Origin of the sequence: Staphylococcus sp. 11511212 (assembly GCF_011394755.1) — a bacterium.
GTDB lineage: Bacteria > Bacillota > Bacilli > Staphylococcales > Staphylococcaceae > Staphylococcus > Staphylococcus chromogenes.
In genome coordinates, this window is sequence record NZ_JAANBQ010000003.1 from 278,044 (window position 1) to 302,745 (window position 24,702).

The following is a 24,702-nucleotide window of genomic DNA, read 5'->3' on the forward strand; positions in this document are numbered from 1 at the left end:
ATTTCTTATACGATTCACTATTATATTAACCTTTCCATGTATCTTATTTTGAATCTTACAATATTTACTCTACATTTATAAAAATCAATCTCGTGTAGCGATAAAAAAACACGCCTTAACAAAAGGGCGTGTTTTTTACTCCATAATTTTAACAGGTTTGGCTTGCTTAATTTTAGGTAAGATTTTTTCAACAGGGACATGCGACTGAACTTGATGTGTTTCTGGATTTCCAGGATCATAATTTTTTAAGAAGTTAATCACTTCTTTTACAATAGGTGTTGGCGTAGAAGCACCCGCAGTGACAGCGACAGTTTCAACTCCATCTAGCCATTCAAGCTGTAATTGTGATAAATCGGCAATTCTATAGGAATTAGTGTGCGCAATATCTTTTGACACTTGTGCCAGTCTATTGGAATTATTACTTTTCGGGTCTCCAACAACGATGAGTAAATCAGCACTGCCAGCTTGATTAGCCACCGCTTCTTGACGAACTTGTGTTGCTTGGCAAATTTCTTTATGTTGCTCAATATGTGGATATTTTTCTTGCAACTCTTCCATTAAATGCATCACATCCCATTGGGACATTGTGGTTTGGTTCGTAACAATCAGTGGATATTGTTCAAGTGATTCAGGCAAGGCTGCCACATCATCTTTTGTTTCAACCAAATGGACAACGTCAGGGGCAACTCCAACAGCGCCCTCCGGTTCAGGATGTCCTTTTTTCCCAATATATATCACATGATAGCCTTCTGATTTCTTTTCTCTGATTAATGCATGTGTATTTTCCACATCTGGGCATGTTGCATCAATACATGTTAATCCTTTTTCTTTTGCGCGACGTTTCACTTCAGGGGAAACACCATGTGCTGTAAAAATAACAGTCCCTTGATCAATTTGATTTAATATTTCTAAGCGGTTTGGACCATCTAATGTGATTATACCGTCTGATTCGAATGCATCTGTCACATGTTTATTATGGACAATCATTCCTAAAATATATATGGGTCTTGGTAAATTCGGATCTAAAGAGGCATTACGTGCAATCACCATTGCATCGACGACACCATAACAATAACCTCTCGGGGTAATTTTTATAATTTCCATAATATAACGGACCCTCCTTCAATGGTATATTATAACAACTTCATGACCTGAAGGAAACTAAACAAGTAGGGGAGTTCAAACAAAATCTAATCAAAATTTCTCAATTTTTCAGTTTTGACAGCACTAGTTTTCAATCACGTGAAATTCCTATATAATATAGAGACGATATATTAAGGAGGGCCATTCATGCCTAAGCATCCATTTGGTCATTTTAATTTTGACCTGAGTTTAATTTCAGCCATTGATGAATTAAACTTTAAACAACCGACAGACGTACAACAACGTGTTATTCCTAAATTATTAAAACGCGTCAATTTAATTGGTCAATCACAAACTGGAACAGGTAAATCTCACTCTTTTTTACTACCTATATTCCAATTATTAGATACTCAAATTACAGAACCTCAAGCAGTTATTCTCGCACCAACTAGAGAATTAGCAACTCAACTTTACCATGCAGCACTGCAACTTGCCTCTCATAAACAAGGTGTGAAGGTGAGTCTTTTCATTGGAGGCACAGACTTCGAAAAAGACAAACAAAAAACGACGCAACAACCTCAAGTTGTTATTGGTACCCCTACACGTATTAACGATTTATCTAAAATAGGGGCTTTACATGTACATCTCGCACAACAACTTGTCATAGACGAAGCGGATTTAATGATTGATTTAGGTTTAATACAAGAAGTTGATCAAATTGCTTCTCGATTAGATTCTGAAGCTAAAATGGCTGTATTTAGTGCAACCATTCCAAAATCATTACATCCTTTCTTAAATAAATATTTAGAGAACCCGGAGTTTGTCGAAGTAAAAGCAGAGCAGAAAAACAAAAAAAACATTACATTTTATTTAATTCCAACGCGAGGTACGAACAAATTAGAAAAGACGATTGAACTTATCGACACAATTAATCCTTATCTAGGTATTATTTTCTGTAATAGCCGTGAAAATGCGAATGATTTAGCAGAGAATTTGAATCAAAAAGGGATTCAAGTCGGTATGATTCATGGGGGCTTATCACCTCGTGAACGTAAACAACAAATGAAACGCATCCGTAATTTAGACTTTCAATATGTTATCGCCAGTGATTTAGCGTCACGTGGTATTGATATTGAAGGGGTGAGTCATGTCATTAACTACGATGTGCCATTAGATATAGATTTCTTTACACACCGCGTTGGCCGTACAGGTAGAGGGAATTATAAGGGTATTGCTATTACCTTATATAAGCCTGATGAAGAATATCTCATTCAACAAATAGAACAAAAAGGGTATCACTTTGAAAATGTTGACATCAAAAACGGTGAATTACGTCCAATTAAAGCGCACAATACGAGAAAATTACGTCAAAAACAAGATGACCACATTACCCAACAAGTAAAGAATAAAATAAAACGAAATAACAAGAAAAAAGTTAAACCTGGCTACAAAAAGAAATTTAAACAAGAAGTTGAAAACTTAAAAAGACAAGAAAAACGTCAGCATAGTAGACGTAAAAAACGTCTTGATCGAAAAAATAAAAAATAAAGGTTGGATTCACATGTTAATAGGCTCACATGTTTCAATGAGTGGTAAAAAAATGTTGTTAGCCTCTGCAGAAGAGGCACATCAATACGGCGCATCTACTTTTATGATTTATACAGGGGCGCCTCAAAATACGCGAAGAAAAGCTATTGAAGATTTAAATATCGAAGCTGGTCACGCTGCTATGAAAGAATATGGACTTTCAAATATTGTCGTTCACGCACCTTATATCATCAACATAGCAAATACAAATAAACCTGAAGTCTTTGAATTAGGTGTTAATTTTTTACAAAATGAAATCGAACGTACAGAAGCAATTGGTGCGAAGGATATCGTTCTTCACCCTGGTAGCCATGTTGGCGCAGGAGCTGATGTAGGCATTAAACGCATTATTGAAGGCCTCAATGAAGTTTTAACAAATAATAATGATGTGCGTATTGCACTTGAAACAATGGCAGGTAAAGGATCTGAAATAGGGCGAACATTTGAAGAAATCGCTCAAATTATCGACGGTGTCACACATAATGAACGACTTTCTATTTGTTTAGATACTTGCCATATTCATGATGCTGGATATGATGTCGTCAACGACTTCGATGGGGTTCTCAATGAATTTGACAAAATCATTGGTGTAGATCGTATTAAAGTTGTTCATGTTAATGACAGTAAAAACCCACGTGAAGCACATAAAGACCGTCATGAAAATATAGGTTTTGGCCATATCGGTTTCGATGCTTTAAACTATGTGGTTCATCATCCTCAATTTGAAAATATACCTAAAATTTTAGAAACTCCTTATGTTGGCGAAGATAAGAAAAATAAAAAGCCACCTTACAAATTTGAAATTGAAGCTTTTAGAAATGAAAAATTCGATCCAGAAATGAAAAACAAAATTGTTTCTTTATAGGACAAGATATCACCGTACAAGCAATGACGCTTGTATGGTGTTTTTTGTTACAAAGATCGCTATTCTATTATTTTTCGTAAACATTACTATTTACATTACTTTCATTAAGAGGTATTATATGATGTTGAGGTGAGAAGATGAATCAACCAATTTTTGAGTTAAAAGATATTGATTTTTATTATGACCATAAAAAGGTACTCGAAAATATCAACATTAAAATTAATAAAGGTGAGTTTTTAGCTATTGTTGGTCCTAATGGGGCAGGGAAATCTACATTATTAAAGTTGATTTTAGGTCTTTTACCCATTCAAAGTGGTGAAATTTATATCGATGGTTTAACTTATCATAAAAAATTAACAACAGACAAAATTAGTTATGTTTCTCAAAAAGCTTCCTCAGTCACTGCTGGATTTCCGGCTACGGTTAAGGAAGTTATTTTAAGTGGATTAACTCGAAAAAAACGTCTATTCAAGTGGTTTAATTCATCTGACAATATTAAAGTAGATCAAGTTTTACAACGATTAAATATTAAGGACTTAAAACATAAAAATGTTTCGGAATTATCTGGAGGACAACAACAACGCGTACTTATTGCAAGGGCACTCGTTTCTGATCCCTCCGTTTTAATACTAGATGAGCCGACAAATGGAATTGATGCAAAGCATGTTGGTGAGTTTTATGAAACATTGGAAAATTTAAAAAGAGAAGGGGTCACGATTATACTCGTCACGCATGATATAGGTGTGGTGGCAGATACGGCAACCGAAGTCGCATGCTTAAATAAACATCTTCATTTTCATGGGAGTATCTATGAATTTAAATCCTTAGATGAAGTACAAATTTCAAAAATTTATGGTCATCCTATAAAGTTCGTTGACCATCAACATGATAGGGTGTGCTGTAAATGATAGATGCAATTTTGAATTTTGAATTTATAAGATATAGTTTTATTAGTGGTCTTCTCATAGGACTGATTGCACCGCTTATAGGAACTTTTATAGTTGTGAGGAGACTCTCACTTATTGCTGACGCATTAAGTCATGTGACGTTAAGTGGGATTTCATTTGGTATGTTTATAGTCAGTGCCTCATCAGCCTTTGCTTTTGTGAATCCGATATGGACAGGTATCCTTTTTGCTATCGTAGGTGCATTACTTATTGAAAAATTAAGAACTTCGTATAGTAATTATCAAGAAATTGCAATACCTATTTTGATGAGTTCTGGTATAGGATTAAGTGCCATTTTTATCTCTTTAGCAGATGGCTTTAACCAAGAATTAGTAGGGTTACTATTTGGTTCAATCAGCGCAGTTTCATTTAGTGATTTAGTGACTATTACGATTATTTCCATACTTGTCCTTGCTTTTATTTTACTGTTTTACAAAGAATTATTTATACTTTCGTTTGATGCTGAATACAGTAAAGTGATAGGCATTCCAAAATGGATTTCATTTTTATTTATTATCATTGTTGCACTAGTGATTTCTGCATCTATGAGGGTTATTGGGGTTTTACTAGTGAGTGCATTAATTACACTCCCTGTAGCCATTGCAATGCGTTGGTCAAAAGGCTTTAAACAATTTATTATTATGAGTATTGTCATTGGTGAATTTTCTGTTATTGCAGGACTTATTACAGCATTTTATTTAGATATATCTCCAGGCGGAGTTATTGTCGTGATATTAATTCTTTTATTGGGATTAACATTTCTTTTGCAAAAAGTAACTAAAGGGGCAGTTAAAAGGAGTGAATATTAATTGAAGACACAAGAAGCGATTCATATTCTTAAAGAACAAGGACATAAATATACGGACAAACGTAAAGACATGATTAACATTTTTATTCAGGAAGATAAATATATTAATGCTAAACATGTTCAACAATTGATGAATGAAAATTATCCAGGTATTTCATTCGATACGATATATAGAAATCTCCACTTATTCAAAACACTCGGTATTATTGAGAGTACAGAATTGGACGGTGAAATGAAGTTTCGAATCGCTTGTACATCACATCATCATCACCATTTTATTTGTACTTCCTGTGGAGATACTAAAGTTATCGATTATTGTCCAATGACTGAAGTTAAAAAAGCATTGCCTGATGTAGAGATTGAAATGCATAAACTTGAAGTATACGGCGTTTGTGAAAAGTGTAAAGCATAATAAAAAAGCTACCCTTTATGGTAGCTTTTTTATTATGACGTTGCTTCTTCTTTATTTTTTTCCCACTCAGCTGCAAGTTTATCTATTTCCATTTTTAGTTCATCAACCATGGATTCTTCAGGAACTTTACGGACTGTTTTTCCTTTCATAAATAGCAAACCTTCACCACGTGCACCTGCAATACCAATATCAGCTTCACGTGCTTCACCAGGTCCATTTACTGCACAACCTAATACCGCAACTTTTAACGGTACTTTTAATTTTTCAATATAATCCTCTACCTCATTTGCAATAGAAATCAGGTCAATTTCAATACGTCCACATGTTGGACAAGCAATTAACGTTGCAGCATTACTTGCTAAACCGAACGATTTTAAAAGAGCTTTCGCCACTTTTACTTCTTCTACTGGATCAGCAGATAATGAGATACGGCAAGTATTTCCTATACCTAATGCAAGAATTGCACCTAAACCTGCTGATGATTTAACAGTTCCATTGAATAAAGTACCACTTTCTGTGATTCCTAGATGTAATGGATAGTCAAACGCTTTAGCCGCTTTTGTGTATGCCTCAATGGCTAAATTGACATCACTTGCTTTCATAGAAACGATAATATCGTGAAAATCTAAGTCCTCAAGTATTTTAATATGATGTAATGCACTTTCCACCATGCCGTCAGCAGTAGGGTAGCCATACTTTTTCAAAATATGTTTTTCTAATGATCCCGCATTCACACCAATACGAATAGGGATACCTTTAGCTTTACATGCTTCTACTACAGCTTCTACTTTTTCACGACGACCTATGTTACCTGGATTAATACGAATTTTATCAGCACCATTTTCAATTGCAATGAGTGCAAGTTTATAGTTAAAGTGTATATCAACAACTAACGGAATATTTATCTGTGCTTTTATATCTTTAATTGCATGTGCGTCTTCTTCGTTAGGACATGCCACACGTACAATTTGGCAACCCGCTTCCTCTAAACGTTTAATTTCAGCCACTGTTGCCTCAACATCATGTGTTTTCGTTGTCGTCATACTTTGGATTACAACTTCATCAGATCCACCGATAGTTAAGTTGCCCACTTTTACAGGTCGTGTATTTTTACGATGTGTAATTTCAGACATGAATAGAAACTCCTTTAAATTCTAAATTTAATTGAAAACGCACGTTCCATCATGTGTTTCAATGTTAAATCTATTATACAATACCAAGTTACGGTTATTCAAAACAATCACACTACATTTAAAACAATTATTGAGAAAAGCTTCCTATATCTTATAAAAATGGCACATTGCTTTATTTATCGATAAAAAATTTTATGTTTAAGCATAACAGAAAAGGCAATAAAATAAATTAGATACAACTTTAAGAAGTTATTAAGCATATTCATTGTAGTTAAGCGAGCGAAGTTGCTACAATAATGTTGAACATATTTTAGGAGGATGATTATTTATGGCTTTTGAATTACCAAAATTACCTTATGCATATGATGCATTAGAACCTCATATTGATAAAGAAACGATGGAAATCCATCATAGTAAACACCATAACACATACGTGACTAAGTTAAACGATGCAGTTAAAGGTACTGATTTAGAGAACAAATCAATCGAAGAAATTATTGCTAACTTAAATAGCGTACCAGAAGATAAACAAACTCCTGTACGTAATAATGGTGGCGGTCACTTAAACCACTCTTTATTCTGGCAATTACTTTCACCACAATCAGAAGAAAAAGGTGAAGTCGTAGATAAAATTAAAGAGCAATGGGGCTCTTTAGATGATTTCAAAAAAGAATTTGCAGACAAAGCAGCAGCTCGTTTTGGTTCTGGTTGGGCATGGCTCGTTGTAAATAATGGTCAATTAGAAATCGTTACTACACCAAACCAAGACAACCCAATTTCTGAAGGTAAAACTCCTATCTTAGGATTAGACGTTTGGGAACATGCTTATTATCTTAAATATCAAAACAAACGTCCAGACTACATTAGCGCTTTCTGGAATGTAGTCAATTGGGAAAAAGTTGACGAATTATATAACGCAGCAAAATAATAAACTTACTGTTGTTTTAGGCTAAAGACACTATGTCTTTAGCCTTTTTTGCGTCATGAATAAATAATACTATAAGAGATAACGATTTTATTTTAAATACTTTGACTTAGAGAGAGGTCAATATTGTTTAGCGATTTTCTACGAACAAATGACATAAAACATTAGCAATCAAAGCCATTTTCATATATCATTTTTAATAGAATGATGGAATAGAGGTCGGTTGAGTTGCTTAAACGATTAAAAGAAAAAACAAACGATGAAAAAATGCGGCAGACGATGAATCTTCGTATTAACTTCATCTTTATTGTCATTGTACTAGCTTTTGTATTAATAGTCTTAAGATTAGGTTATTTGCAAATCGCGCAGGGTGCTCATTTTAATCAAATGATTCGAGAAAGTGACAATGTCACAGTCAATGAATCAGCACCAAGAGGAAGAATTTTAGATAGAAATGGAAATGTTATTGTAGATAATGCTTCAAAAAAAGCGATTACATACACACGTGGTAAAAATACAAGTCAAAAAGAAATTTTAACTACCGCAAAAAAACTTTCAAATATTATAACGATGGACACAGATTCAATTACAACTCGTGATAAAAAAGACTTTTGGATTCAAAAATACCCTGAAAAAGTGAAACAACTTATGAAAAAGGAACAGGCTTTAGTCGAAAATGGAGATATCTCACAAGAACAATTTGATCAATCCTTACGAGACAAAATCAGTGATAAAGATATCAATCAACTCACTAAAAAAGATTTACAAGTATTAGCAATTTACCGCGAAATGTCTCAAGGTACTACTTTAAGTCCAAGGACAATTAAAAAAGAGGGCGTCACAGATGAAGAATATGCGGCTGTTTCTCAACAACTTTCAGATATGCCGGGTATCAATACGAGCATGGACTGGGATCGAAAATACCCTTATGGTAGTACATTGAAGGGCGTTTTAGGTCAAGTTTCTACATCTGAAGAAGGGCTTCCAAAAGAGTTAACTGATGATTATTTATCTAAAGGTTATTCCCGTAATGACCGTGTTGGAAAATCTTATCTCGAACAACAATATGAGAGTGTACTACGTGGTGAAAAGAAAGAAATTCAATATACCACTGATAAATCTGGTGAAATCATAGATTCAAAAGTTATCAATGAAGGTTCTCGCGGTGATGATCTTGTACTTACAATTGATATTGAATTGCAACAAAAAGCAGAATCTTATTTAGAAAAACAAATTGCAAAATTGCGTTCAGAAGGTGCGAAAGATATGGACAGCGCAATGATGGTTGTTCAAGATCCTAAATCTGGTGATATTCTTGCAATGGTAGGTAAAAAAATTAATAAAAATGGTAACTTAACAGATTTCGATATTGGTAATTTCACTACACAATATGCAGTTGGATCTTCAGTCAAAGGCGGAACGCTCTTAGCGGGTTATCAAAATAAAGCCATTCAAGTTGGCCAAGAAATGATAGATGAACCCTTGCATTTCCAAGATGGAGGTACAAAACGTTCATATTTTAATAAGGATGGTCAAGTTCGTATTAATGATAGTGAGGCCTTGATGCATTCATCCAACGTTTATATGTTTAAAACTGCACTCAAAATGGCGGGTTTAGATTATTCTAATAATATGCCTTTGCCGAGTGATGTAAGTGTGCCTGGCCAAAAATTACGTAAAGGACTGAACCAAGTCGGTTTAGGCGTAAAAACAGGTATTGATTTACCAAATGAAGTCACTGGACAAATCGAACCTTTAAAAGATAATCCTGGTAATTATTTAGACCTAGCAATTGGTCAATATGACACGTACTCACCCTTACAACTTGCACAATATGTCTCAACAATTGCAAATGACGGGGTAAGAATTCAACCTCATATCGCTAAAGAAATTCGACAAGCGACACGTGATGATCAACTCGGACCGGTTAAGAAAAGTATTCAGGGACGCGTGCTCAATCATGTGAATAATACACCAGAAGAAATCAAGGAAGTTCAAAAAGGATTTGATATGGCCTTTAATAAAGAAAAAGGCACAGGATATGCAAGTTTTAGTAATACTAAAGTTCGCTCTGCAGGTAAAACTGGAACGGCAGAAGTTTTCCAAGATGGTGAACCGAGAGTTAATTCCACGTATGTAGGTTATGCGCCAGCTGACGATCCGAAGTTATCATTTTCAATCGTCTATACAAATCAACCTGTACCTGAACCTTGGCTAAATGGCGGGGATTTAGGTAGAGATGTGATTAATTACTTCTTTAGTTAAAGCATTACCATTGGTTGAAACCTAATTTCAATGGAACAATATGAACAATTATATTCAAATAATCGCTATTTTATAAAAATGGCACATTAACTAAGAGAGTGGCAGAAATTATCATATTTCCGCCGCTCTTTTTATATTTTCTGTGTACTTCTCCACAATTTCTTAATATTAACACAAAATTTACAATCACTTTATCGATAGTTAACAATTAGTTTGTATGCTAAGTATGTAATCAAAAGTAGTGATTTCAATTACTAGGAGGATGTTTCAATGAAGAAATGGCAAGTACTTGGTACTACAGTTGTTAGTGCATCATTATTATTAGGTGCATGTGGTGGCGCTAGTCAACAAAATAGTGATAACGGTGGCGACAAAAAAAGTGAAAACTCAAATGTAGAAGGAACTGTAAAAGGGAATGGTTCTTCAACCGTTGCACCAATAATTGAAAAATTAAATGAGGAATTTTCTAAAAATCATAGTAAAGCAACAGTAGAAAACGTAACTTCTGGTACAGGGGACGGGTTCAAACAATTTATTGCAGGTAAAACAGATTTCTCAAATGCCTCTCGTCCAATCAAAGATGAAGAAAAACAACAACTTGAAAGTAAAAACATTAAATATACTGAATTTGAAATCGCTAAAGATGGATTAACAATTGCCGTTAATAAAGACAATGACTTTGTCAAAGAACTTACACTTGATGATTTAAAGAAAATCTACTCTGGTCAAGCTAAAAATTGGTCTGATATCAATCCTAAATATCCTAAAAAACCAATTAAAGCTTTCTCACCTGACCAATCACACGGAACTTATGATTTCTTTAGTGAAGAAGTTATGAACAAACAAGACATCAAAGCTGAGAAAAACCAAAATACTGATGTTATTGTAAAATCAGTTCAAGATAACAAAGAAGGTATTGGATTCTTTGCTTACAACTTCTACAAAGAAAACCAAGATAACTTAAAAGCAGTTAAGATTAAAGGTGAAGATGGCAAAGCTATCGAGCCTGATCACAAAACAATTCAAGATGGTTCATACGCTTTAAGTCGTCCATTATTCATCTATGCAAACAACCAAAAACTTAAAGATAACAAAGCTTTCGCTGAATTTATGAAATTTACTTTAGAAGATAAAGGTAAAGCAGCAGAAGCTAAAGGTGTTGATTATGTCGCACTTCCTGAAAAAGATTATAAAGATCAACTTTCAAAATTAGAAAAATTAACTGGTAAAAGTGAGAAGTAATTAGGCAACAATTGAGTATTAAAGGGAATCAAAAGGGACTTGAATTTCTAAGTCCCTTTTTTAAGTAAAGGAGCAAACATGTATGAAATCACAGCATAACGTTCGTGAAATGATCCATAACAAAAGTAAAGTGGGATCGTCAAAAAGTGATAAAATTATGCCGATTATTTTAGCGACTATTGCCGCTATTTCCATTTTGACAACTATTGGTATTGTCATTACCTTGTTAACTGAAACTATTACGTTTTTCACAAGAGTGCCCATGTCAAAGTTCTTTTTAGAAACAGACTGGAATCCATTTAGTGCAAATCCAAAATATGGAATTTGGGCTTTAATTTTAGGTACTTTAAAAATTACACTTATCGCTACAATATTTGCAGTACCTGTTGGGTTAGGTGCAGCCATCTACTTAAGTGAATATGCATCTAAACGTACAAAAAAAATCATTAAACCGATATTAGAGGTATTAGCTGGTATCCCAACTATTGTTTATGGTTTCTTTGCCTTAACATTAGTTACACCTATTTTAAGAGCTATTTTTCCAAGTATTTCTAGTTTTAACGCTATTAGTCCTGGATTAGTCGTTGGCGTCATGATTATTCCAATGATTGCTAGTATGAGTGAAGATGCCATGTCTTCCGTTCCAAATAAAATACGTGAAGGAGCTTTAGGTTTAGGTTCAACCAAACTTGAAATGATTACAAAAGTAATTATACCAGCAGCTACTTCAGGTATTATGGCTTCTATTGTACTCGCAATTTCACGTGCGATAGGTGAGACAATGATTGTATCTTTAGCTGCAGGTTCTAGCCCGACGTTTGATTTAAATTTAACGCATTCTATTCAAACAATGACAGCTTATATCGTACAAGTTTCTCAAGGTGATGCGACAAACGGATCTGACCTTTATTACAGTATTTATGCGGTTGGATTCACATTATTCATTTTCACCTTAATTATGAACTTTATTTCACAATGGATTACGAAGCGTTTCAGAGAGGAGTATTAAAATGAGTTTAATAGATCAATCTGCTGTAGAGAAAAAGCTCTCTGGTCGTATGTCGAAAAACAAAATTTTCAAAGCTTTATTCTTCGCATGTACATTAATTGGATTAATCATTTTAGCGATTCTCATTATAGATATTTTAAGAAAAGGGCTTCCTGTAATGTCAGCTGACTTTTTCACAAATTTCTCTAGTTCATCAGCAAGTACAGCAGGTGTTAAAGGGGCATTAATTGGTACACTGTGGCTAATGATGACGTTGATTCCTATAGCCTTAGTCCTTGGTGTCGGTAGTGCGATTTACTTAGAAGAGTATGCTAAGGATAACGCTTTTACTAAATTCGTAAAAATAAACATTTCGAATTTAGCTTCTGTTCCTTCGATAGTATATGGTTTACTAGGCGCTACAATATTTGTGGCCTTACTAAAATTAGGAAACTCTGTTATTGCAGCTGCACTAACGCTTGCCTTATTAATTCTGCCGGTCATTATCGTAGCTAGCCAAGAGGCCATCCGTGCTGTTCCAAATTCCGTTAAAGAAGCTTCTTACGGTCTAGGCGCTAACAAGTGGCAAACCATCAAAAATGTTGTTTTACCGGCGGCGATACCTGGTATAGTAACAGGTGTTATTTTAGCAATTTCACGTGCAATTGGTGAAACTGCACCGCTTGTTGCTATTGGTATTCCAACGATATTATTACGTACGCCAAACAGTATCTTAGATTCATTTCAAACTTTACCATTACAAATTTATGATTGGGCACGTAAACCTGGATTAGATTTCCAAGCCTTGTCATCAGCAGCGATTATAGTATTGCTTATTATTTTGTTGATTTTGAATACTATAGCTGTAATCATTAGAAATAAATTTTCAAAGAAATATTAATCTATAACGTATAGATTGAAAAGAGGGTTTTCTATGAATAACATAAAAGAACTTGAAAAACATACAGAAAAAGTAAACGATAGTCATGAGAAACAACCGTTTATTGCAAAAGATCAAACCGAAAAACATGAGACATTAAGTGATCGTGAAAGACGTGTCGTATATTCTACACAAAATTTAGACTTATGGTACGGCGAACAACATTCTCTTAAAAATGTTAACCTTGATATTTTAGAAAAAAATGTCACTGCAATCATTGGGCCATCGGGTTCTGGGAAGTCCACATATGTAAAAGCTTTAAATCGTATGGTGGAACTTGTGCCAACAGTAAAAACTTCAGGAAAAATCTTATATCGCGATCAAAATATTTTTGATAAAAGTTATCCTGTAGAAAAATTACGTACAAATGTCGGTATGGTTTTCCAACAACCGAATCCATTTCCTAAATCCATTTACGATAATATTACTTATGGTCCACGCATTCACGGAATTAAAGATAAAAAAATATTAGATGAAATTGTTGAAAAATCTTTGCGCGGAGCTGCGATTTGGGATGAATTAAAAGACCGTTTAGACCAAAACGCCTATGGTTTATCAGGCGGTCAACAACAACGCGTATGTATCGCACGTTGTTTAGCAATTGAACCAGATGTTATTTTGATGGATGAACCTACTTCAGCGCTTGACCCTATTTCTACATTACGTGTAGAGGAATTAGTACAAGACCTTAAAAAGGATTATTCTATCATTATTGTGACGCACAACATGCAACAAGCTGCGCGTGTTTCAGATAAAACTGCATTTTTCTTAAATGGCTATGTAAATGAATACGATGATACTGATAAAATCTTTTCAAACCCTTCAGATAAACAAACTGAAGATTATATTTCAGGAAGATTTGGATAAGCCTATGGTCATTAGAAAACGCTATGAAGGACAGTTAAACGAGTTATTTAAAGATATTCGCACACTGGGTCTTCGCACTTATTCAATGATAGATCAATCTATTCGTGTTCTAACAGATAGCCAAGTCACACATGCAAGAAAAATCATAAAAAATGATACTGAAATTAATAAACTTGAATATGATGTTAATGAAAAAGTAGTCATGTTGATTACGAAACAACAGCCAATGGCGAAAGATTTACGTTTAATGATGTCAGCGTTAAAAATTGCTTCAGAGTTTGAAAGAATGGGTGACAACGCCGCAAATATTGCCAAAATCCGTACACGTGTTAAATTTTCAGACAAGTATCTCGTTATGAGATTAGAAGCCATGGGCCGACTAGCCTTATTGATGCTTAAAGATTTGAATGATGCGGCAAAAGATGATGATTTAGATTTAGTGAAAGAAATTATCGAACGAGATAAGGATATCGATGATTTGTACAAACAAATTGTCAACTCATCATACTTAATCGATAACGATCCCTTTGTGGCAGGACAAGCACATTTAGTCGCTAGATATTTAGAACGTATTGGTGACCATATTGTTAACATCGCCGAACATATTTATTATTTTATTACTGGTGAACGTTACGAATCATATGACAATTAACTCTTCCCATTTAAGTTCGAAGATGGTATGATAATAAAGTCGTATTTTAAGAAAGATGAGGAGGGTTTATATGCGTGTCAACGTAACTCTTGCTTGTACAGAATGTGGAGATCGTAACTACATTTCAACTAAAAACAAACGAACAAATCCAGAACGTATTGAAATGAAAAAATTCTGTGCTCGCGAAAACAAACATACATTACATCGTGAAACTAAATAATTTATTCTTGGGCTAGAACACCTTGTGTTCTAGCTATTTTTTTAAGTGTTTTGTACTATATTTGAAGGCTACAAAATACTGTTGTTTTAAAAATGTCTCGTGACTTCATCCTCCTCATATTTTTTAACTGTCTTTTCATGACATTGTAAATAGGGCACGCTATAATATACATATATACTAGAGGAGGGACAAAATATGAGTAAAAAAGAAATGCGAAAATCAACGCTTGCTTTGATGCGAGGACTTAATAAAAACGTTAAATCAAAAGCAGATTCCTTTTTGTTTCAGCAACTCATTGAACATGACAAATTTAAAAATGCTCAAAATATTGGGGTTGTTTTATCTATGCCTCATGAGGTTGAAACAGATTCGATAATTAAATACGCCCTTGAGCAAAATAAATCAGTTTTTGTACCTTCTACGAATTATGATGCGCATATTATGCAGTTTCAACAACTTGAAAAACTTGACCAAGTGGAACTAGATGAAAAATCTATTCGATACGTTAATGCAGATACATTAATTCATAATGAATTAGATTTAGTCATTGTACCTGGAGTTGTATTCAATCATGCTGGTTATCGTATTGGTTACGGTGGCGGTTATTTCGATCAGTTTCTTTCTAAATATCAGCCTTCAACGATAAGTTTAATATATGATATCCAATTATCCGATCAATTACCTGTAGAACCCCATGACTATCCGGTACAAGAATTAATCATTGCAAAAACATAGCACAACGGAGGCCGTATATGTTAGAAGAAAAATATCAGTGGAAAGCTGCCTATCTATGGATAAAATATTTACATTATCAATGTGTTCATTATGATAAAGAGAAAAACGAAGTGTGGTTAGCACATCACAAAAGAGGTCACATTGTCATTTTTAAATATGATGATTTTACGACTCAAGAATTAAAGTTTACTTATGAAAGACTAAAAGAACATCAGCATGACATCGATCATTTTTTAACGTTTAAAGTCCGAAAATATGATGTCTATTTACTAAATGAAAAGGAAATGGATATCAGCGCTTTTCACACGCACCATCCTGTAAAAATACAATTTCATCAAATAAAATCCAAAAAGGAATTGTTACAACTTAATAAACATCCTTTGTTAAATAGAGAATTGCGTTCTAAGGATACAAAACCACTCACATATTTTAAACAACGCACACTGAATCAAAATCCAATTGAACATGCCATGTACCGGTTCGCACCTATGACTTATAGTTTAATTGCGATAAATGTCCTTATTTGGCTATGTATATTATTATTTGTCCCACATAAAACTGATTTAGAAATCATCAGTTTAGGTGCGCTTTCACATTTTAATTTTGTACATGGCGAAATTTATAGATTAATTACTTCTCTATTTTTACATTTGAATTTTGAGCATTTACTGTTTAACATGCTTTCGCTTTTTATTTTTGGTAAACTTGTTGAATCCTTTATTGGCCACTGGCGAACACTCGTCGTTTATCTTTTTGCCGGCGTAATGGGAAACCTCTTTTCACTTGCGTTTATCAATTCAAGTTTCTCTTTAGGGGCGAGTGGCGCAATATTTGGTCTATTAGGCGCACTAATCGCTATGATGCTCATAAGTCAAAAATTCACACAAAAAATGATGTTACAGATAATAGTTGCTGCGATTATAATGGCGGTTATTACGCTATTTATGCGCAACGTAAATATTATTGCTCATCTTACTGGTCTCTTTGCCGGAGGTTTCATCGTTTACATAGGATATTACTACAAAACATATAAAAAGGGGTTTAAAATTCTTTTAATCATCTTAGGTATCCTAGTTGTTGGCCTGTTAATTCGTATTTTTTTAATCGATGATATTAACATTTATAATAAAATAGTACAGAACGAAATGAATAATGGTGAATTATCAGAAGCGAAACATATGATTCGTGAAACAATGGATAAAGGCTATGCTGACGATGAAACTTATTACCTTTCAGGATTAGTTATAGCGGCTAAAGATTCAAAAGCAGAAGCGATGGCTGAATGGGAAAGAGGATTACGAATATTCCCAAAATCTGTCCCTCTGAATTACCAAATGGCCATAGCTAACCGTTCACTCGGCGATAATAAAAGTGCCAAAAAATTTGTCAAACAAGCTTTAAATAGTAATCCTCAAAATAAAAACGCTATCAATTTAAAAAAAGAACTGGATGATTAACATGCAGACCAATCTCAAAACATTTTATGATGTTTTACAATTATTAAAACAATTCGGCTTCATTATTTACTTTGACAATGAAGATGATATGCTAGAAATGATAGAGCAAGAGATCAGAACGCTTTATAAACATGAACTAATCAATAACGAAACGTTCATACAATCAAAATTGTTAATTAATCAAAGAAGGATGAAACGCGGATGAAAAAAGATTTAATTTTAGCTGCCGATGTTGGTGGCACAACTTGTAAACTTGGTATCTTTAATGATCAACTCGAACGTATAGCAAAATGGTCAATAGAGACAGATATATCAGATCCGAGCGGACGAGTTCTTCTTGAACAAATTTATACGGCTTTCGTAAAAAAATGTAAAGACATGCACTTGGATATGAGCCGAGTGATTGGTTTAGGGATTGGTATCCCGGGCCCAGTTGAATTTGAAACAGGAATTATCCATGGTGCAGTAAATTTAAATTGGCCAAGTAAAGTCAATGTTAAGGCAATACTTTCTGAATTTGTAGGTTTTCCCGTCTATGTCGATAATGATGCAAATGTTGCAGCGCTAGGTGAAAAACACAATGGGGCAGGTAATCAAGCCGATGATGTGGTTGCCATAACTTTGGGTACAGGTTTAGGTGGGGGCATCATCTCAAATGGAGAAATTGTCCACGGTCACAATGGTTCTGGTGCTGAACTAGGACACATACGTGTCGACCATGATCAACGTTTTCAGTGTAATTGTGGCAAATCTGGCTGTATTGAAACTGTCGCCTCTGCAACAGGTGTCGTTAATTTAGTTAACTTTTATTATCCTAAATTAACTTTTAAATCCTCTATATTACCTTTAATTAAAGAAAATAGAGTCACAGCTAAAGCTGTATTCGATGCAGCTAAGGCCGGTGATCAGTTCTGTATATTTATTACTGAACGTGTCGCCCAGCATATTGCTTATTTAGCAAGTATTATAAGTGTGACAACAAACCCAAGGTATATTATTTTAGGTGGGGGCATGTCAGAAGCGGGTGACATTTTAATTGAAAATATCAAAACAGAATATCGACACCTTACTTTCACACCCGCCCAAGAAAATACAGAAATCGTAAGAGCGAAACTTGGAAACGATGCCGGTATTACAGGAGCTGCCGGATTAATTAAAACTTATGTTATTGAAAAGGAGCGTATTTAATTGGCTATTGTTGATGTTGTAGTAATACCTGTAGGTACAAATGGACCTAGTGTAAGTAAATACATTGCGGAAATTCAAGTTGAACTTGAAAAATTCAAACAACAGGGAAAAATCGATTATCAACTTACACCGATGAACACCTTAATAGAAGGGGATTTAGAAGATTTACTAGAGGTTGTTAAAACGATACACGAACTTCCATTTAATAAAGGATTAGATCGTGTATGTACAAATATTCGTATTGATGATCGAAGAGACAAAAAGCGGAAAATGAATGACAAATTAAAATCTGTTCAAAAACATTTATCATAAAGGGGAATGTAAGATGGAGATCTCATATTTACCATTAGGTTTTGTGAGTACTAATACTTATTTTGTTACGAATGATTCGTCACTTCTTTTAATTGACCCAGCAGGCGAATCTCATAAAATCATTAATAAAATTAAAGAACTAAATAAGCCCTTAGTTGCTATTTTACTTACTCATGCACATTTTGATCATATTGCCGCATTAGATGATATATTAGCGGAATATGATGTTCCAGTCTATATGCACGAAAATGAAATTGATTTTCTTCAAAACCCTGAAAAAAATGGGTCAGCAAAATTCAAAGAAATGGGACTTCCAATTATTACAAGTAAAGCATCACCAAAAACAATATCTGAAGGCAAAATAGCTTTACATGGTTTTGATATAGATGTTTTATTTACACCTGGTCATTCACCTGGTAGTCTCTCGTATGTCTTTAAGGATTTTGCTGTTGTAGGGGATACATTATTTAATAATGGTATTGGACGTACAGATTTATATCAAGGTGACTATGAAACTTTAGTCGACTCTATTAAAGAAAAACTTTTCGAACTAGACGAAACAATGCCTATTTATCCAGGCCATGGTGCAAGCACGACAATTGAAAATGAATATTTTAATCCATATTTAAATGGTTAAAAAGAAATTCCCACACCTCTTACGTGTATATCAATGTAAGGGGTGATTTTTTATGCAGTTATTATTAGACCATGTATTACAGTATGCCATAACCCATGACGCTTCAGATGTCCACTTTATTCCAACCGCTTCCCAAGTTGATGTAAAATTGAGAATAAAAGATAACTTAAAGACATTTGACACTCTGAATCTAGAGACATACCAAAGAATTTTAACTTTACTCAAGTTCAAATCAGGTTTAGATGTTTCTTCACGCCATAGAGCTCAAAGTGGGCGATACATCTATGAGTACCAAGAACTGTATTATTTGCGTGTTTCTACATTACCACTAAACTTGGGCACTGAAAGTTGTGTAATAAGAATAACGCCGCAAATATTTCAGACAGACAAACTTCAAACCACTAACGACATTCGTAAAATAATGGAGAAAAAACAAGGACTCATCTTATTTAGTGGCCCAACAGGAGCTGGTAAAAGTACACTCATGTATCAAATGGTCGTTTATGCTAAAGAAATATTAAATTTAAATATTATTACTATAGAAGACCCTGTAGAGCAGCTCGTTAATGGCATTACTCAAATTTCTGTAAATGAAAAAGCAGACATCACATATGGTAGTTCTCTTAAAGCTATTTTACGTTGTGATCCTGATGTTATATTAATCGGGGAGATACGAGACAAACAAATTGCCAAAGAAGTGACGCAAGCAAGTTTAAGTGGACATCTCGTCTTGTCAACGATTCATGCGAATGATTGTCAAGGTGTCTTATTAAGACTCATTGAAATGGGCATTACCAAACAAGATTTAATACAATCATTAAATATGATCGTTAATCAAAGACTAATCACAACTAAAAACAACGATAGAAGATTAGTCTATGAAACCATGACAAGTTTAGACATTCAATACTTTCTAAACCACAATTTTACATTGCCAGATTCATTTAAAAGTTTAAGTGAAAAACTTTATGACTTACAAAAGGAAGGGGAGATTGATGAACAAACTTTACGAAAGTATAAAAAATAAATATCAAATGTACTTACTAAAAAAACAGCATTTAACTCTAATGATTCGCTTGCACGCATTATTATCTCATGGATTTACCCTTGTAGAAGCCATGACTTTTCTATTCAAACAATTAAATGTAAAAGATAAAACACTTGTAAATAGCTTCACACTAATGCTTAAGAATGGAAGTACATGCTATGAACTTCTGAAATTCTTAAAATTTCCTAACACTATCCTCATGCAGCTGTATTTTGCAGAAAGGTACAGTACCCTTCCAAGTACGTTAAAACAATGTCACATTTTCTACAAGCAAAATCAAAAATTAGTTTCCCAATTTTATAAAAGTATTCAGTATCCTTTATTGTTATTACTCATTTTTATCTTTTTAATTATTATTTTAAATCATACTGTGATGCCTGAATTTCAATCGATGTACCAGTCTATGGACATCAAAGAAAATCCGTTGCAACATATGCTACAACGTTTTATTGCCTATTTTCCATATATTTTCCTCATAACTTTAATTATTTGCCTTTTGTTTTATTACTTATTTAAGAAATGGTTAAACCGACAATCCATGTCTCGGCAAATCAAAATTTTATCTCATTTGCCCATATTGAAAAGCTATTATCGTCTTTACATCACTTACCAAATCACTAACCAATTTGCTTTATTTTTTAAAAATGGAATATCACTTAACGATATCGTTCACATTTATATGAAACAAAAAGAAAGCCTTTTTTTACAATACCTTGGAGTCACACTACGAGATGAACTTAATGAAGGGAAACAGTTTACTGATATTATGCGTCAATTCTCATGTTTTGAACCTAGATTTATCGATTATATCGAGCAAGGTGAGAAAAGGGACAAATTGGATATTGAATTAATAATATATTCTCAATTTTTACTTGATCATATTCAAGAATATATTAGAAAGCATATTAGCTTTATCCAACCCATTATGTTTGTTTTAATTGGATGTCTTATTCTTTCAGTTTATTTAGTAATGATGTTACCGATTTTTGAAATGATTCAAACAATTGAAAAGTAAAAGGAGAAATTATGATGAAATTATTTAAAAAGTTAAAAGAAAACAAGGGGTTTACGTTAATTGAAATGCTTTTAGTTTTGTTAATTATAAGTGTACTTTTAATACTAATTATTCCTAATATTGCTAAACAATCAGAACATATTCAAAAAACAGGTTGTTCAGCACAACTTAAATTAGTCGAAAGTCAAATTGAAGCATATACTTTGAAATTTAATCGAAAACCTTCAACAATCGACGAACTTGTTCAAGAAGGTTATATCAAAGAAAATCAAAAATCATGCAAAAATGGAGACACCATCATATTACGTGGCGGAGAAGCCGTTGTTTCATAAAGAAGGATTTACTTTAATAGAATTTTTATTGGTTCTTACGATTATTTCTTTAACTTTGTTTTTAACTGTTACAAATCAGCAATCCCTCATTCCTACATTTGATTTAGAAACACAAGTAGCTAAGCTCACAAGTGAAATTGATTACTATCAGTCTCTAGCTATTAAACACAAACAACCCGTATTACTTGTATTTCGTCCGTACCATAATGACATTAAAATACAAATAGGAAATGAAAAACCTTTTTATGATTCATTGTCACCACTCATTTTATTAAATTCATCGAACCTTGATTACATTCAATTTAATACTCATGGACACATTACAAAGTTTGGAACTTTAAAGTTCTTATATCACCAGCAGAAGTTTAAACTCATTTTCCACATTGAACAAGGGAGGTATCGTGTATCTTTAGAAAACTAAACAATGGATATATTTACCTTGAATCACTTTTTAGTTTAATGATTATTACAATTATTTGTTTTTCATTTATTCCATTGATACATCAATTAGAAAGTACTTATATCTTGACCAAACAAGAGCTTGAATTAAAAAGAACACTTTTTAATGTTATTAAGGTTAACATTCCTAAAGAAAGGCAACAATTTTCAAAATATGAAGTTTATTCAACAAAGCAGCAACTCTGTATTCAAGATAAAGAAAACAATCAAAAATATTGTCGCTCAAAAAAAGGGATTCACACTCATTGAAACTACAATAGGTTTCATGATTCAATCTATACTTATTGCTATCATTCCTATTTTATTTTACGTATTAATACAATTTAAATCGCTTGTTATTTACGATGATACTTATACATTTGAATTAATGGTCAAAGAATTAAGTGATTCTATTGGTAAAGCACAATTATCTCAAATAAAAGTTGAACATCATAAAATTACATTGCCATTACAACACGAAACCATCACATACGCTTATGATAATCAAAAATTAATAAAAACAGTGAATGGTAAAGGTAATATTACTGTTTTACATCAAGTGTCTGAAGCCAAATTCAAAAAAGTATATAAACATCATCTCCTCATGAATATTAAATATAAAGTTGGTAAGGAGTGGAGATCTCATGAAGTTCTCTTCTAAACAAGGTTTTACATTGCCACTCGTATTTGCCATTTTTAGTATATACTTACTGTTTACTTCTTTTTATTTGTCGGTATATAGTCTAAAATTAAAATCATTGGATGCATTAAATTACGTATATGACAATGCAATGAATAAAATTTTAGAGGAAAGGAAAACCACAAATGATGAATAACCGTCACCCCATTCTTCTAATCGGATTTATGGGCTCAGGGAAAACAACTATTGGACAGATGCTCGCACGTGATCTTCAATTAGATTTCGTTGACTTAGATGCAGTGATAGTTCAACACGAACAAAAAACTATCCCTCAAATATTTGAAACATTTGGAGAAGAGGGTTTTCGTAAACGTGAATATAATCAATTAAAAAAACAACTAACCTCAGCCAAAATCATTGCCACTGGTGGAGGAATTGTAGAATTTAAAAAGAGTTTTCAATTGCTAAAAAGTAAAGAAATCACAATAATATGGCTAGATGCGCCATTCCAAACTCTATATAATCGCGTACATAATGATAGTAATCGACCAAATGCTCACGCCAAATCATTTTCGAGTTTAAAAAACTTGTATTTAAGTCGTATTTCAAGATATAATGAAATCGCATTCATCAAGGTGAATACTGATAAATCATTAAGTATTGTTCTTGATGAAATTAAAAAGGCACTATTTGCGAATGATCAATATTAGAGAGAATGGTTAAATCCATCGCCGAAGGAGCAAGTAATTTAAATTATGAATCTCTCAGGCAAAAGGATAATATTGTGACGCATTCCTGAAGGTATCGCAACAGGGAAGTATCAATACTTCCCTGTTTTTCATTATTAAGAGGAGGATGTTACATGGTGGAAAATTTAAAACAAACACCATTATATCAACATTACGTTGATGCAGGTGCGAAAATTGTAGAATTTGGTGGTTGGGCTATGCCAGTCCAATTCACAAGTATCAAAGAAGAACATAATGCTGTCCGTACTAAAGCAGGCTTATTTGATGTAAGTCATATGGGGGAAATTTTAGTAGAGGGTGCACAAGCAGATGACTTAGTTCAATACGTTTTAACGAACGATACAACTTTGCTTACTACTGAAAACGCACATTATACGACACTTTGTAATGAAAAAGGTGGCGTTATCGATGACCTAGTTACTTACAAATTAGATGATAAAAGATATTTACTTGTTGTGAACGCAGCAAATACTGAGAAAGACTTTAATTGGATTCAAAAACAGTCAAATGATTTTGATGTGACAGTTAAAAATGTATCAGAGGAATATGGTCAACTTGCTATACAAGGTCCTAATGCCCGTGACATTATTCAAAAGCACGTTTCAGAAGATGTAAGTCAAATGAAAATGTTTGAATTCAAACAGAACGTTGAACTATTTGGTAAAAATGTCATTCTTTCTCAATCTGGTTATACAGGTGAAGATGGTTTTGAAATATATTGTAACTCAGAGGACACAACAACAATTTGGGACGAATTATTAAAAGAAGACGTAACTCCATGTGGATTAGGTGCACGTGATACATTGCGACTTGAAGCTGGTTTACCATTACATGGCCAAGATTTAACTGAAGAAATCACGCCATATGAAGGTGGTATTGCGTTTGCCGTTAAACCACTTATTGATGCTGACTTTATTGGTAAATCCGTATTAAAAGAGCAAAAAGAAAATGGAGCGCCTCGCCGTACTGTAGGTCTAAAAATGATTGATAAAGGTATTCCTCGTACAGGTTATACAATTTTAAATACAGAAGGCAAAGAAATTGGCGTTGTAACTTCTGGTACACAATCACCATCCACAGGTAATTCTATCGGTTTAGGTATTATTGACCGTAATGAGTTTGAAATGGGCAAAGAAGTTGTCATTCAAGTGCGTAAACGTCAAGTTAAAGCACAGATCGTTAAGAAAAATCAAATTAAAAAATAAGGGGTGGACAAA

At 33.5% G+C, this 24,702-nt stretch carries 28 protein-coding genes and 1 riboswitch; of the genes, 26 read left to right on the plus strand and 2 right to left on the minus strand.

Translation table 11 applies throughout. The features are described 5' to 3' along the window. Positions 1 to 135: 135 nt before the first annotated feature. Positions 136 to 1,104 (minus strand): 4-hydroxy-3-methylbut-2-enyl diphosphate reductase, encoded by a 969-nt coding sequence (locus tag G8Y84_RS02785; RefSeq protein ID WP_037574009.1) that lies wholly within the window; start codon positions 1,102 to 1,104, stop codon positions 136 to 138. 186 nt (positions 1,105 to 1,290) lie between these two features. Between G8Y84_RS02785 and G8Y84_RS02790 the strand changes: the two genes are divergently transcribed. The 5 genes from G8Y84_RS02790 (at position 1,291) to G8Y84_RS02810 (ending at position 5,702) form a co-directional block, all read left to right on the plus strand. Continuing rightward, positions 1,291 to 2,631 (plus strand): DEAD/DEAH box helicase, encoded by a 1,341-nt coding sequence (locus G8Y84_RS02790; protein ID WP_037574006.1) that lies wholly within the window; start codon positions 1,291 to 1,293, stop codon positions 2,629 to 2,631. Positions 2,632 to 2,644: 13 nt separating this feature from the next. Continuing rightward, positions 2,645 to 3,535 (plus strand): deoxyribonuclease IV, encoded by an 891-nt coding sequence (locus G8Y84_RS02795; RefSeq protein ID WP_103158625.1) that lies wholly within the window; start codon positions 2,645 to 2,647, stop codon positions 3,533 to 3,535. 137 nt (positions 3,536 to 3,672) lie between these two features. Continuing rightward, positions 3,673 to 4,443 carry a metal ABC transporter ATP-binding protein gene (locus G8Y84_RS02800; RefSeq protein WP_037574004.1) on the plus strand — a complete coding sequence of 257 codons (771 nt, stop codon included), beginning with the start codon at positions 3,673 to 3,675 and terminating at the stop codon, positions 4,441 to 4,443. After that, positions 4,440 to 5,291 (plus strand): metal ABC transporter permease, encoded by an 852-nt coding sequence (locus G8Y84_RS02805; protein WP_037574001.1) that lies wholly within the window; start codon positions 4,440 to 4,442, stop codon positions 5,289 to 5,291. The genes G8Y84_RS02800 and G8Y84_RS02805 overlap by 4 nt, the downstream gene beginning before the upstream one ends. Beyond that, the gene (locus G8Y84_RS02810) at positions 5,292 to 5,702 is read left to right on the plus strand and encodes a Fur family transcriptional regulator (protein ID WP_037573998.1); all 411 of its coding nucleotides are present in this window, start codon (positions 5,292 to 5,294) and stop codon (positions 5,700 to 5,702) included. Positions 5,703 to 5,734: 32 nt separating this feature from the next. Here the strand turns inward: G8Y84_RS02810 and ispG are convergent, their stop codons facing one another. Further along, positions 5,735 to 6,835: a flavodoxin-dependent (E)-4-hydroxy-3-methylbut-2-enyl-diphosphate synthase gene (gene ispG, locus G8Y84_RS02815; protein ID WP_037573940.1), complete on the minus strand. Its 1,101-nt coding sequence runs from the start codon at positions 6,833 to 6,835 to the stop codon at positions 5,735 to 5,737. 328 nt (positions 6,836 to 7,163) lie between these two features. Here ispG and G8Y84_RS02820 point away from each other — a divergent pair, with 328 nt between their 5' ends. The 21 genes from G8Y84_RS02820 (at position 7,164) to gcvT (ending at position 24,690) form a co-directional block, all read left to right on the plus strand. Further along, positions 7,164 to 7,763, plus strand: coding sequence for a superoxide dismutase (locus tag G8Y84_RS02820; protein WP_037573937.1), 600 nt, complete (start codon positions 7,164 to 7,166; stop codon positions 7,761 to 7,763). 225 nt (positions 7,764 to 7,988) lie between these two features. Continuing rightward, a complete protein-coding gene (locus tag G8Y84_RS02825; protein ID WP_037573935.1) occupies positions 7,989 to 10,025 on the plus strand; it encodes a peptidoglycan D,D-transpeptidase FtsI family protein in 2,037 nt (678 codons plus the stop codon). Between the two features lie 270 nt (positions 10,026 to 10,295). Next, the gene (locus tag G8Y84_RS02830) at positions 10,296 to 11,267 is read left to right on the plus strand and encodes a PstS family phosphate ABC transporter substrate-binding protein (RefSeq protein ID WP_037573932.1); all 972 of its coding nucleotides are present in this window, start codon (positions 10,296 to 10,298) and stop codon (positions 11,265 to 11,267) included. A gap of 82 nt (positions 11,268 to 11,349) precedes the next feature. Continuing rightward, on the plus strand, positions 11,350 to 12,276 hold the full coding sequence (pstC, locus tag G8Y84_RS02835; protein ID WP_037573930.1) for a phosphate ABC transporter permease subunit PstC: 927 nt from the start codon (positions 11,350 to 11,352) through the stop codon (positions 12,274 to 12,276). 1 nt (position 12,277) lies between these two features. Further along, entirely contained in the window at positions 12,278 to 13,156 is an 879-nt protein-coding gene (pstA, locus tag G8Y84_RS02840; protein ID WP_037573927.1) for a phosphate ABC transporter permease PstA, read from the plus strand. A 33-nt stretch (positions 13,157 to 13,189) separates the two neighbouring features. Continuing rightward, positions 13,190 to 14,062 carry a phosphate ABC transporter ATP-binding protein PstB gene (gene pstB, locus G8Y84_RS02845; RefSeq protein ID WP_037573925.1) on the plus strand — a complete coding sequence of 291 codons (873 nt, stop codon included), beginning with the start codon at positions 13,190 to 13,192 and terminating at the stop codon, positions 14,060 to 14,062. Positions 14,063 to 14,066: 4 nt separating this feature from the next. After that, positions 14,067 to 14,714, plus strand: a complete 648-nt coding sequence (gene phoU / locus G8Y84_RS02850) for a phosphate signaling complex protein PhoU (protein WP_037573922.1) — start codon at positions 14,067 to 14,069, stop codon at positions 14,712 to 14,714. 55 nt (positions 14,715 to 14,769) lie between these two features. Then, complete coding sequence (gene rpmG, locus G8Y84_RS02855) at positions 14,770 to 14,934, plus strand: 50S ribosomal protein L33 (protein ID WP_255201399.1); 165 nt, start codon at positions 14,770 to 14,772, stop codon at positions 14,932 to 14,934. 195 nt (positions 14,935 to 15,129) lie between these two features. Continuing rightward, positions 15,130 to 15,669: a 5-formyltetrahydrofolate cyclo-ligase gene (locus tag G8Y84_RS02860; protein ID WP_037573917.1), complete on the plus strand. Its 540-nt coding sequence runs from the start codon at positions 15,130 to 15,132 to the stop codon at positions 15,667 to 15,669. A 17-nt stretch (positions 15,670 to 15,686) separates the two neighbouring features. Continuing rightward, positions 15,687 to 17,126 (plus strand): rhomboid family intramembrane serine protease, encoded by a 1,440-nt coding sequence (locus G8Y84_RS02865; protein ID WP_037573914.1) that lies wholly within the window; start codon positions 15,687 to 15,689, stop codon positions 17,124 to 17,126. Between the two features lies 1 nt (position 17,127). Then, positions 17,128 to 17,331 carry a YqgQ family protein gene (locus tag G8Y84_RS02870; protein WP_037573910.1) on the plus strand — a complete coding sequence of 68 codons (204 nt, stop codon included), beginning with the start codon at positions 17,128 to 17,130 and terminating at the stop codon, positions 17,329 to 17,331. After that, positions 17,328 to 18,314: an ROK family glucokinase gene (locus tag G8Y84_RS02875; RefSeq protein ID WP_037573907.1), complete on the plus strand. Its 987-nt coding sequence runs from the start codon at positions 17,328 to 17,330 to the stop codon at positions 18,312 to 18,314. The genes G8Y84_RS02870 and G8Y84_RS02875 overlap by 4 nt, the downstream gene beginning before the upstream one ends. Beyond that, the gene (locus G8Y84_RS02880) at positions 18,315 to 18,626 is read left to right on the plus strand and encodes an MTH1187 family thiamine-binding protein (RefSeq protein ID WP_037573905.1); all 312 of its coding nucleotides are present in this window, start codon (positions 18,315 to 18,317) and stop codon (positions 18,624 to 18,626) included. Between the two features lie 13 nt (positions 18,627 to 18,639). After that, a complete protein-coding gene (locus tag G8Y84_RS02885) occupies positions 18,640 to 19,263 on the plus strand; it encodes an MBL fold metallo-hydrolase (protein WP_037573902.1) in 624 nt (207 codons plus the stop codon). A gap of 52 nt (positions 19,264 to 19,315) precedes the next feature. Beyond that, entirely contained in the window at positions 19,316 to 20,290 is a 975-nt protein-coding gene (comGA, locus tag G8Y84_RS02890; protein ID WP_037573899.1) for a competence type IV pilus ATPase ComGA, read from the plus strand. Further along, on the plus strand, positions 20,259 to 21,326 hold the full coding sequence (gene comGB / locus G8Y84_RS02895; protein WP_103158615.1) for a competence type IV pilus assembly protein ComGB: 1,068 nt from the start codon (positions 20,259 to 20,261) through the stop codon (positions 21,324 to 21,326). The genes comGA and comGB overlap by 32 nt, the downstream gene beginning before the upstream one ends. 14 nt (positions 21,327 to 21,340) lie before the next feature. Then, positions 21,341 to 21,658 carry a competence type IV pilus major pilin ComGC gene (gene comGC, locus G8Y84_RS02900; protein WP_037573894.1) on the plus strand — a complete coding sequence of 106 codons (318 nt, stop codon included), beginning with the start codon at positions 21,341 to 21,343 and terminating at the stop codon, positions 21,656 to 21,658. Then, positions 21,648 to 22,079, plus strand: a complete 432-nt coding sequence (gene comGD, locus G8Y84_RS02905) for a competence type IV pilus minor pilin ComGD (protein ID WP_051604961.1) — start codon at positions 21,648 to 21,650, stop codon at positions 22,077 to 22,079. Before comGC ends, comGD begins: the two co-directional genes overlap by 11 nt. 144 nt (positions 22,080 to 22,223) lie before the next feature. Then, complete coding sequence (locus G8Y84_RS02910; protein ID WP_037573888.1) at positions 22,224 to 22,757, plus strand: competence type IV pilus minor pilin ComGF; 534 nt, start codon at positions 22,224 to 22,226, stop codon at positions 22,755 to 22,757. Positions 22,758 to 22,921: 164 nt separating this feature from the next. Then, the gene (locus G8Y84_RS02915; RefSeq protein WP_103159095.1) at positions 22,922 to 23,446 is read left to right on the plus strand and encodes a shikimate kinase; all 525 of its coding nucleotides are present in this window, start codon (positions 22,922 to 22,924) and stop codon (positions 23,444 to 23,446) included. Next, positions 23,433 to 23,526: riboswitch (glycine riboswitch) on the plus strand. (Overlaps the previous gene by 14 nt.) Before the next feature lie 72 nt (positions 23,527 to 23,598). Beyond that, a complete protein-coding gene (gcvT, locus tag G8Y84_RS02920) occupies positions 23,599 to 24,690 on the plus strand; it encodes a glycine cleavage system aminomethyltransferase GcvT (protein WP_103159094.1) in 1,092 nt (363 codons plus the stop codon). Positions 24,691 to 24,702 lie beyond the last annotated feature (12 nt).

What these genes read in the sequence shown, in the direction of transcription:
- G8Y84_RS02785 (WP_037574009.1), bottom strand. Translation starts at nt 1,104, where the DNA reads ATGGAAATTATAAAAATTACCCCGAGAGGTTATTGTTATGGTGTCGTC.
- G8Y84_RS02790 (WP_037574006.1), top strand. Translation starts at nt 1,291, where the DNA reads ATGCCTAAGCATCCATTTGGTCATTTTAATTTTGACCTGAGTTTAATT.
- G8Y84_RS02795 (WP_103158625.1), top strand. Translation starts at nt 2,645, where the DNA reads ATGTTAATAGGCTCACATGTTTCAATGAGTGGTAAAAAAATGTTGTTA.
- G8Y84_RS02800 (WP_037574004.1), top strand. Translation starts at nt 3,673, where the DNA reads ATGAATCAACCAATTTTTGAGTTAAAAGATATTGATTTTTATTATGAC.
- G8Y84_RS02805 (WP_037574001.1), top strand. Translation starts at nt 4,440, where the DNA reads ATGATAGATGCAATTTTGAATTTTGAATTTATAAGATATAGTTTTATT.
- ispG (WP_037573940.1), bottom strand. Translation starts at nt 6,835, where the DNA reads ATGTCTGAAATTACACATCGTAAAAATACACGACCTGTAAAAGTGGGC.
- G8Y84_RS02820 (WP_037573937.1), top strand. Translation starts at nt 7,164, where the DNA reads ATGGCTTTTGAATTACCAAAATTACCTTATGCATATGATGCATTAGAA.
- G8Y84_RS02830 (WP_037573932.1), top strand. Translation starts at nt 10,296, where the DNA reads ATGAAGAAATGGCAAGTACTTGGTACTACAGTTGTTAGTGCATCATTA.
- pstC (WP_037573930.1), top strand. Translation starts at nt 11,350, where the DNA reads ATGAAATCACAGCATAACGTTCGTGAAATGATCCATAACAAAAGTAAA.
- pstA (WP_037573927.1), top strand. Translation starts at nt 12,278, where the DNA reads ATGAGTTTAATAGATCAATCTGCTGTAGAGAAAAAGCTCTCTGGTCGT.
- pstB (WP_037573925.1), top strand. Translation starts at nt 13,190, where the DNA reads ATGAATAACATAAAAGAACTTGAAAAACATACAGAAAAAGTAAACGAT.
- phoU (WP_037573922.1), top strand. Translation starts at nt 14,067, where the DNA reads ATGGTCATTAGAAAACGCTATGAAGGACAGTTAAACGAGTTATTTAAA.
- rpmG (WP_255201399.1), top strand. Translation starts at nt 14,770, where the DNA reads ATGAGGAGGGTTTATATGCGTGTCAACGTAACTCTTGCTTGTACAGAA.
- G8Y84_RS02860 (WP_037573917.1), top strand. Translation starts at nt 15,130, where the DNA reads ATGAGTAAAAAAGAAATGCGAAAATCAACGCTTGCTTTGATGCGAGGA.
- G8Y84_RS02865 (WP_037573914.1), top strand. Translation starts at nt 15,687, where the DNA reads ATGTTAGAAGAAAAATATCAGTGGAAAGCTGCCTATCTATGGATAAAA.
- G8Y84_RS02870 (WP_037573910.1), top strand. Translation starts at nt 17,128, where the DNA reads ATGCAGACCAATCTCAAAACATTTTATGATGTTTTACAATTATTAAAA.
- G8Y84_RS02875 (WP_037573907.1), top strand. Translation starts at nt 17,328, where the DNA reads ATGAAAAAAGATTTAATTTTAGCTGCCGATGTTGGTGGCACAACTTGT.
- G8Y84_RS02885 (WP_037573902.1), top strand. Translation starts at nt 18,640, where the DNA reads ATGGAGATCTCATATTTACCATTAGGTTTTGTGAGTACTAATACTTAT.
- comGA (WP_037573899.1), top strand. Translation starts at nt 19,316, where the DNA reads ATGCAGTTATTATTAGACCATGTATTACAGTATGCCATAACCCATGAC.
- comGB (WP_103158615.1), top strand. Translation starts at nt 20,259, where the DNA reads ATGAACAAACTTTACGAAAGTATAAAAAATAAATATCAAATGTACTTA.
- comGC (WP_037573894.1), top strand. Translation starts at nt 21,341, where the DNA reads ATGAAATTATTTAAAAAGTTAAAAGAAAACAAGGGGTTTACGTTAATT.
- G8Y84_RS02910 (WP_037573888.1), top strand. Translation starts at nt 22,224, where the DNA reads ATGTTATTAAGGTTAACATTCCTAAAGAAAGGCAACAATTTTCAAAAT.
- G8Y84_RS02915 (WP_103159095.1), top strand. Translation starts at nt 22,922, where the DNA reads ATGATGAATAACCGTCACCCCATTCTTCTAATCGGATTTATGGGCTCA.
- gcvT (WP_103159094.1), top strand. Translation starts at nt 23,599, where the DNA reads ATGGTGGAAAATTTAAAACAAACACCATTATATCAACATTACGTTGAT.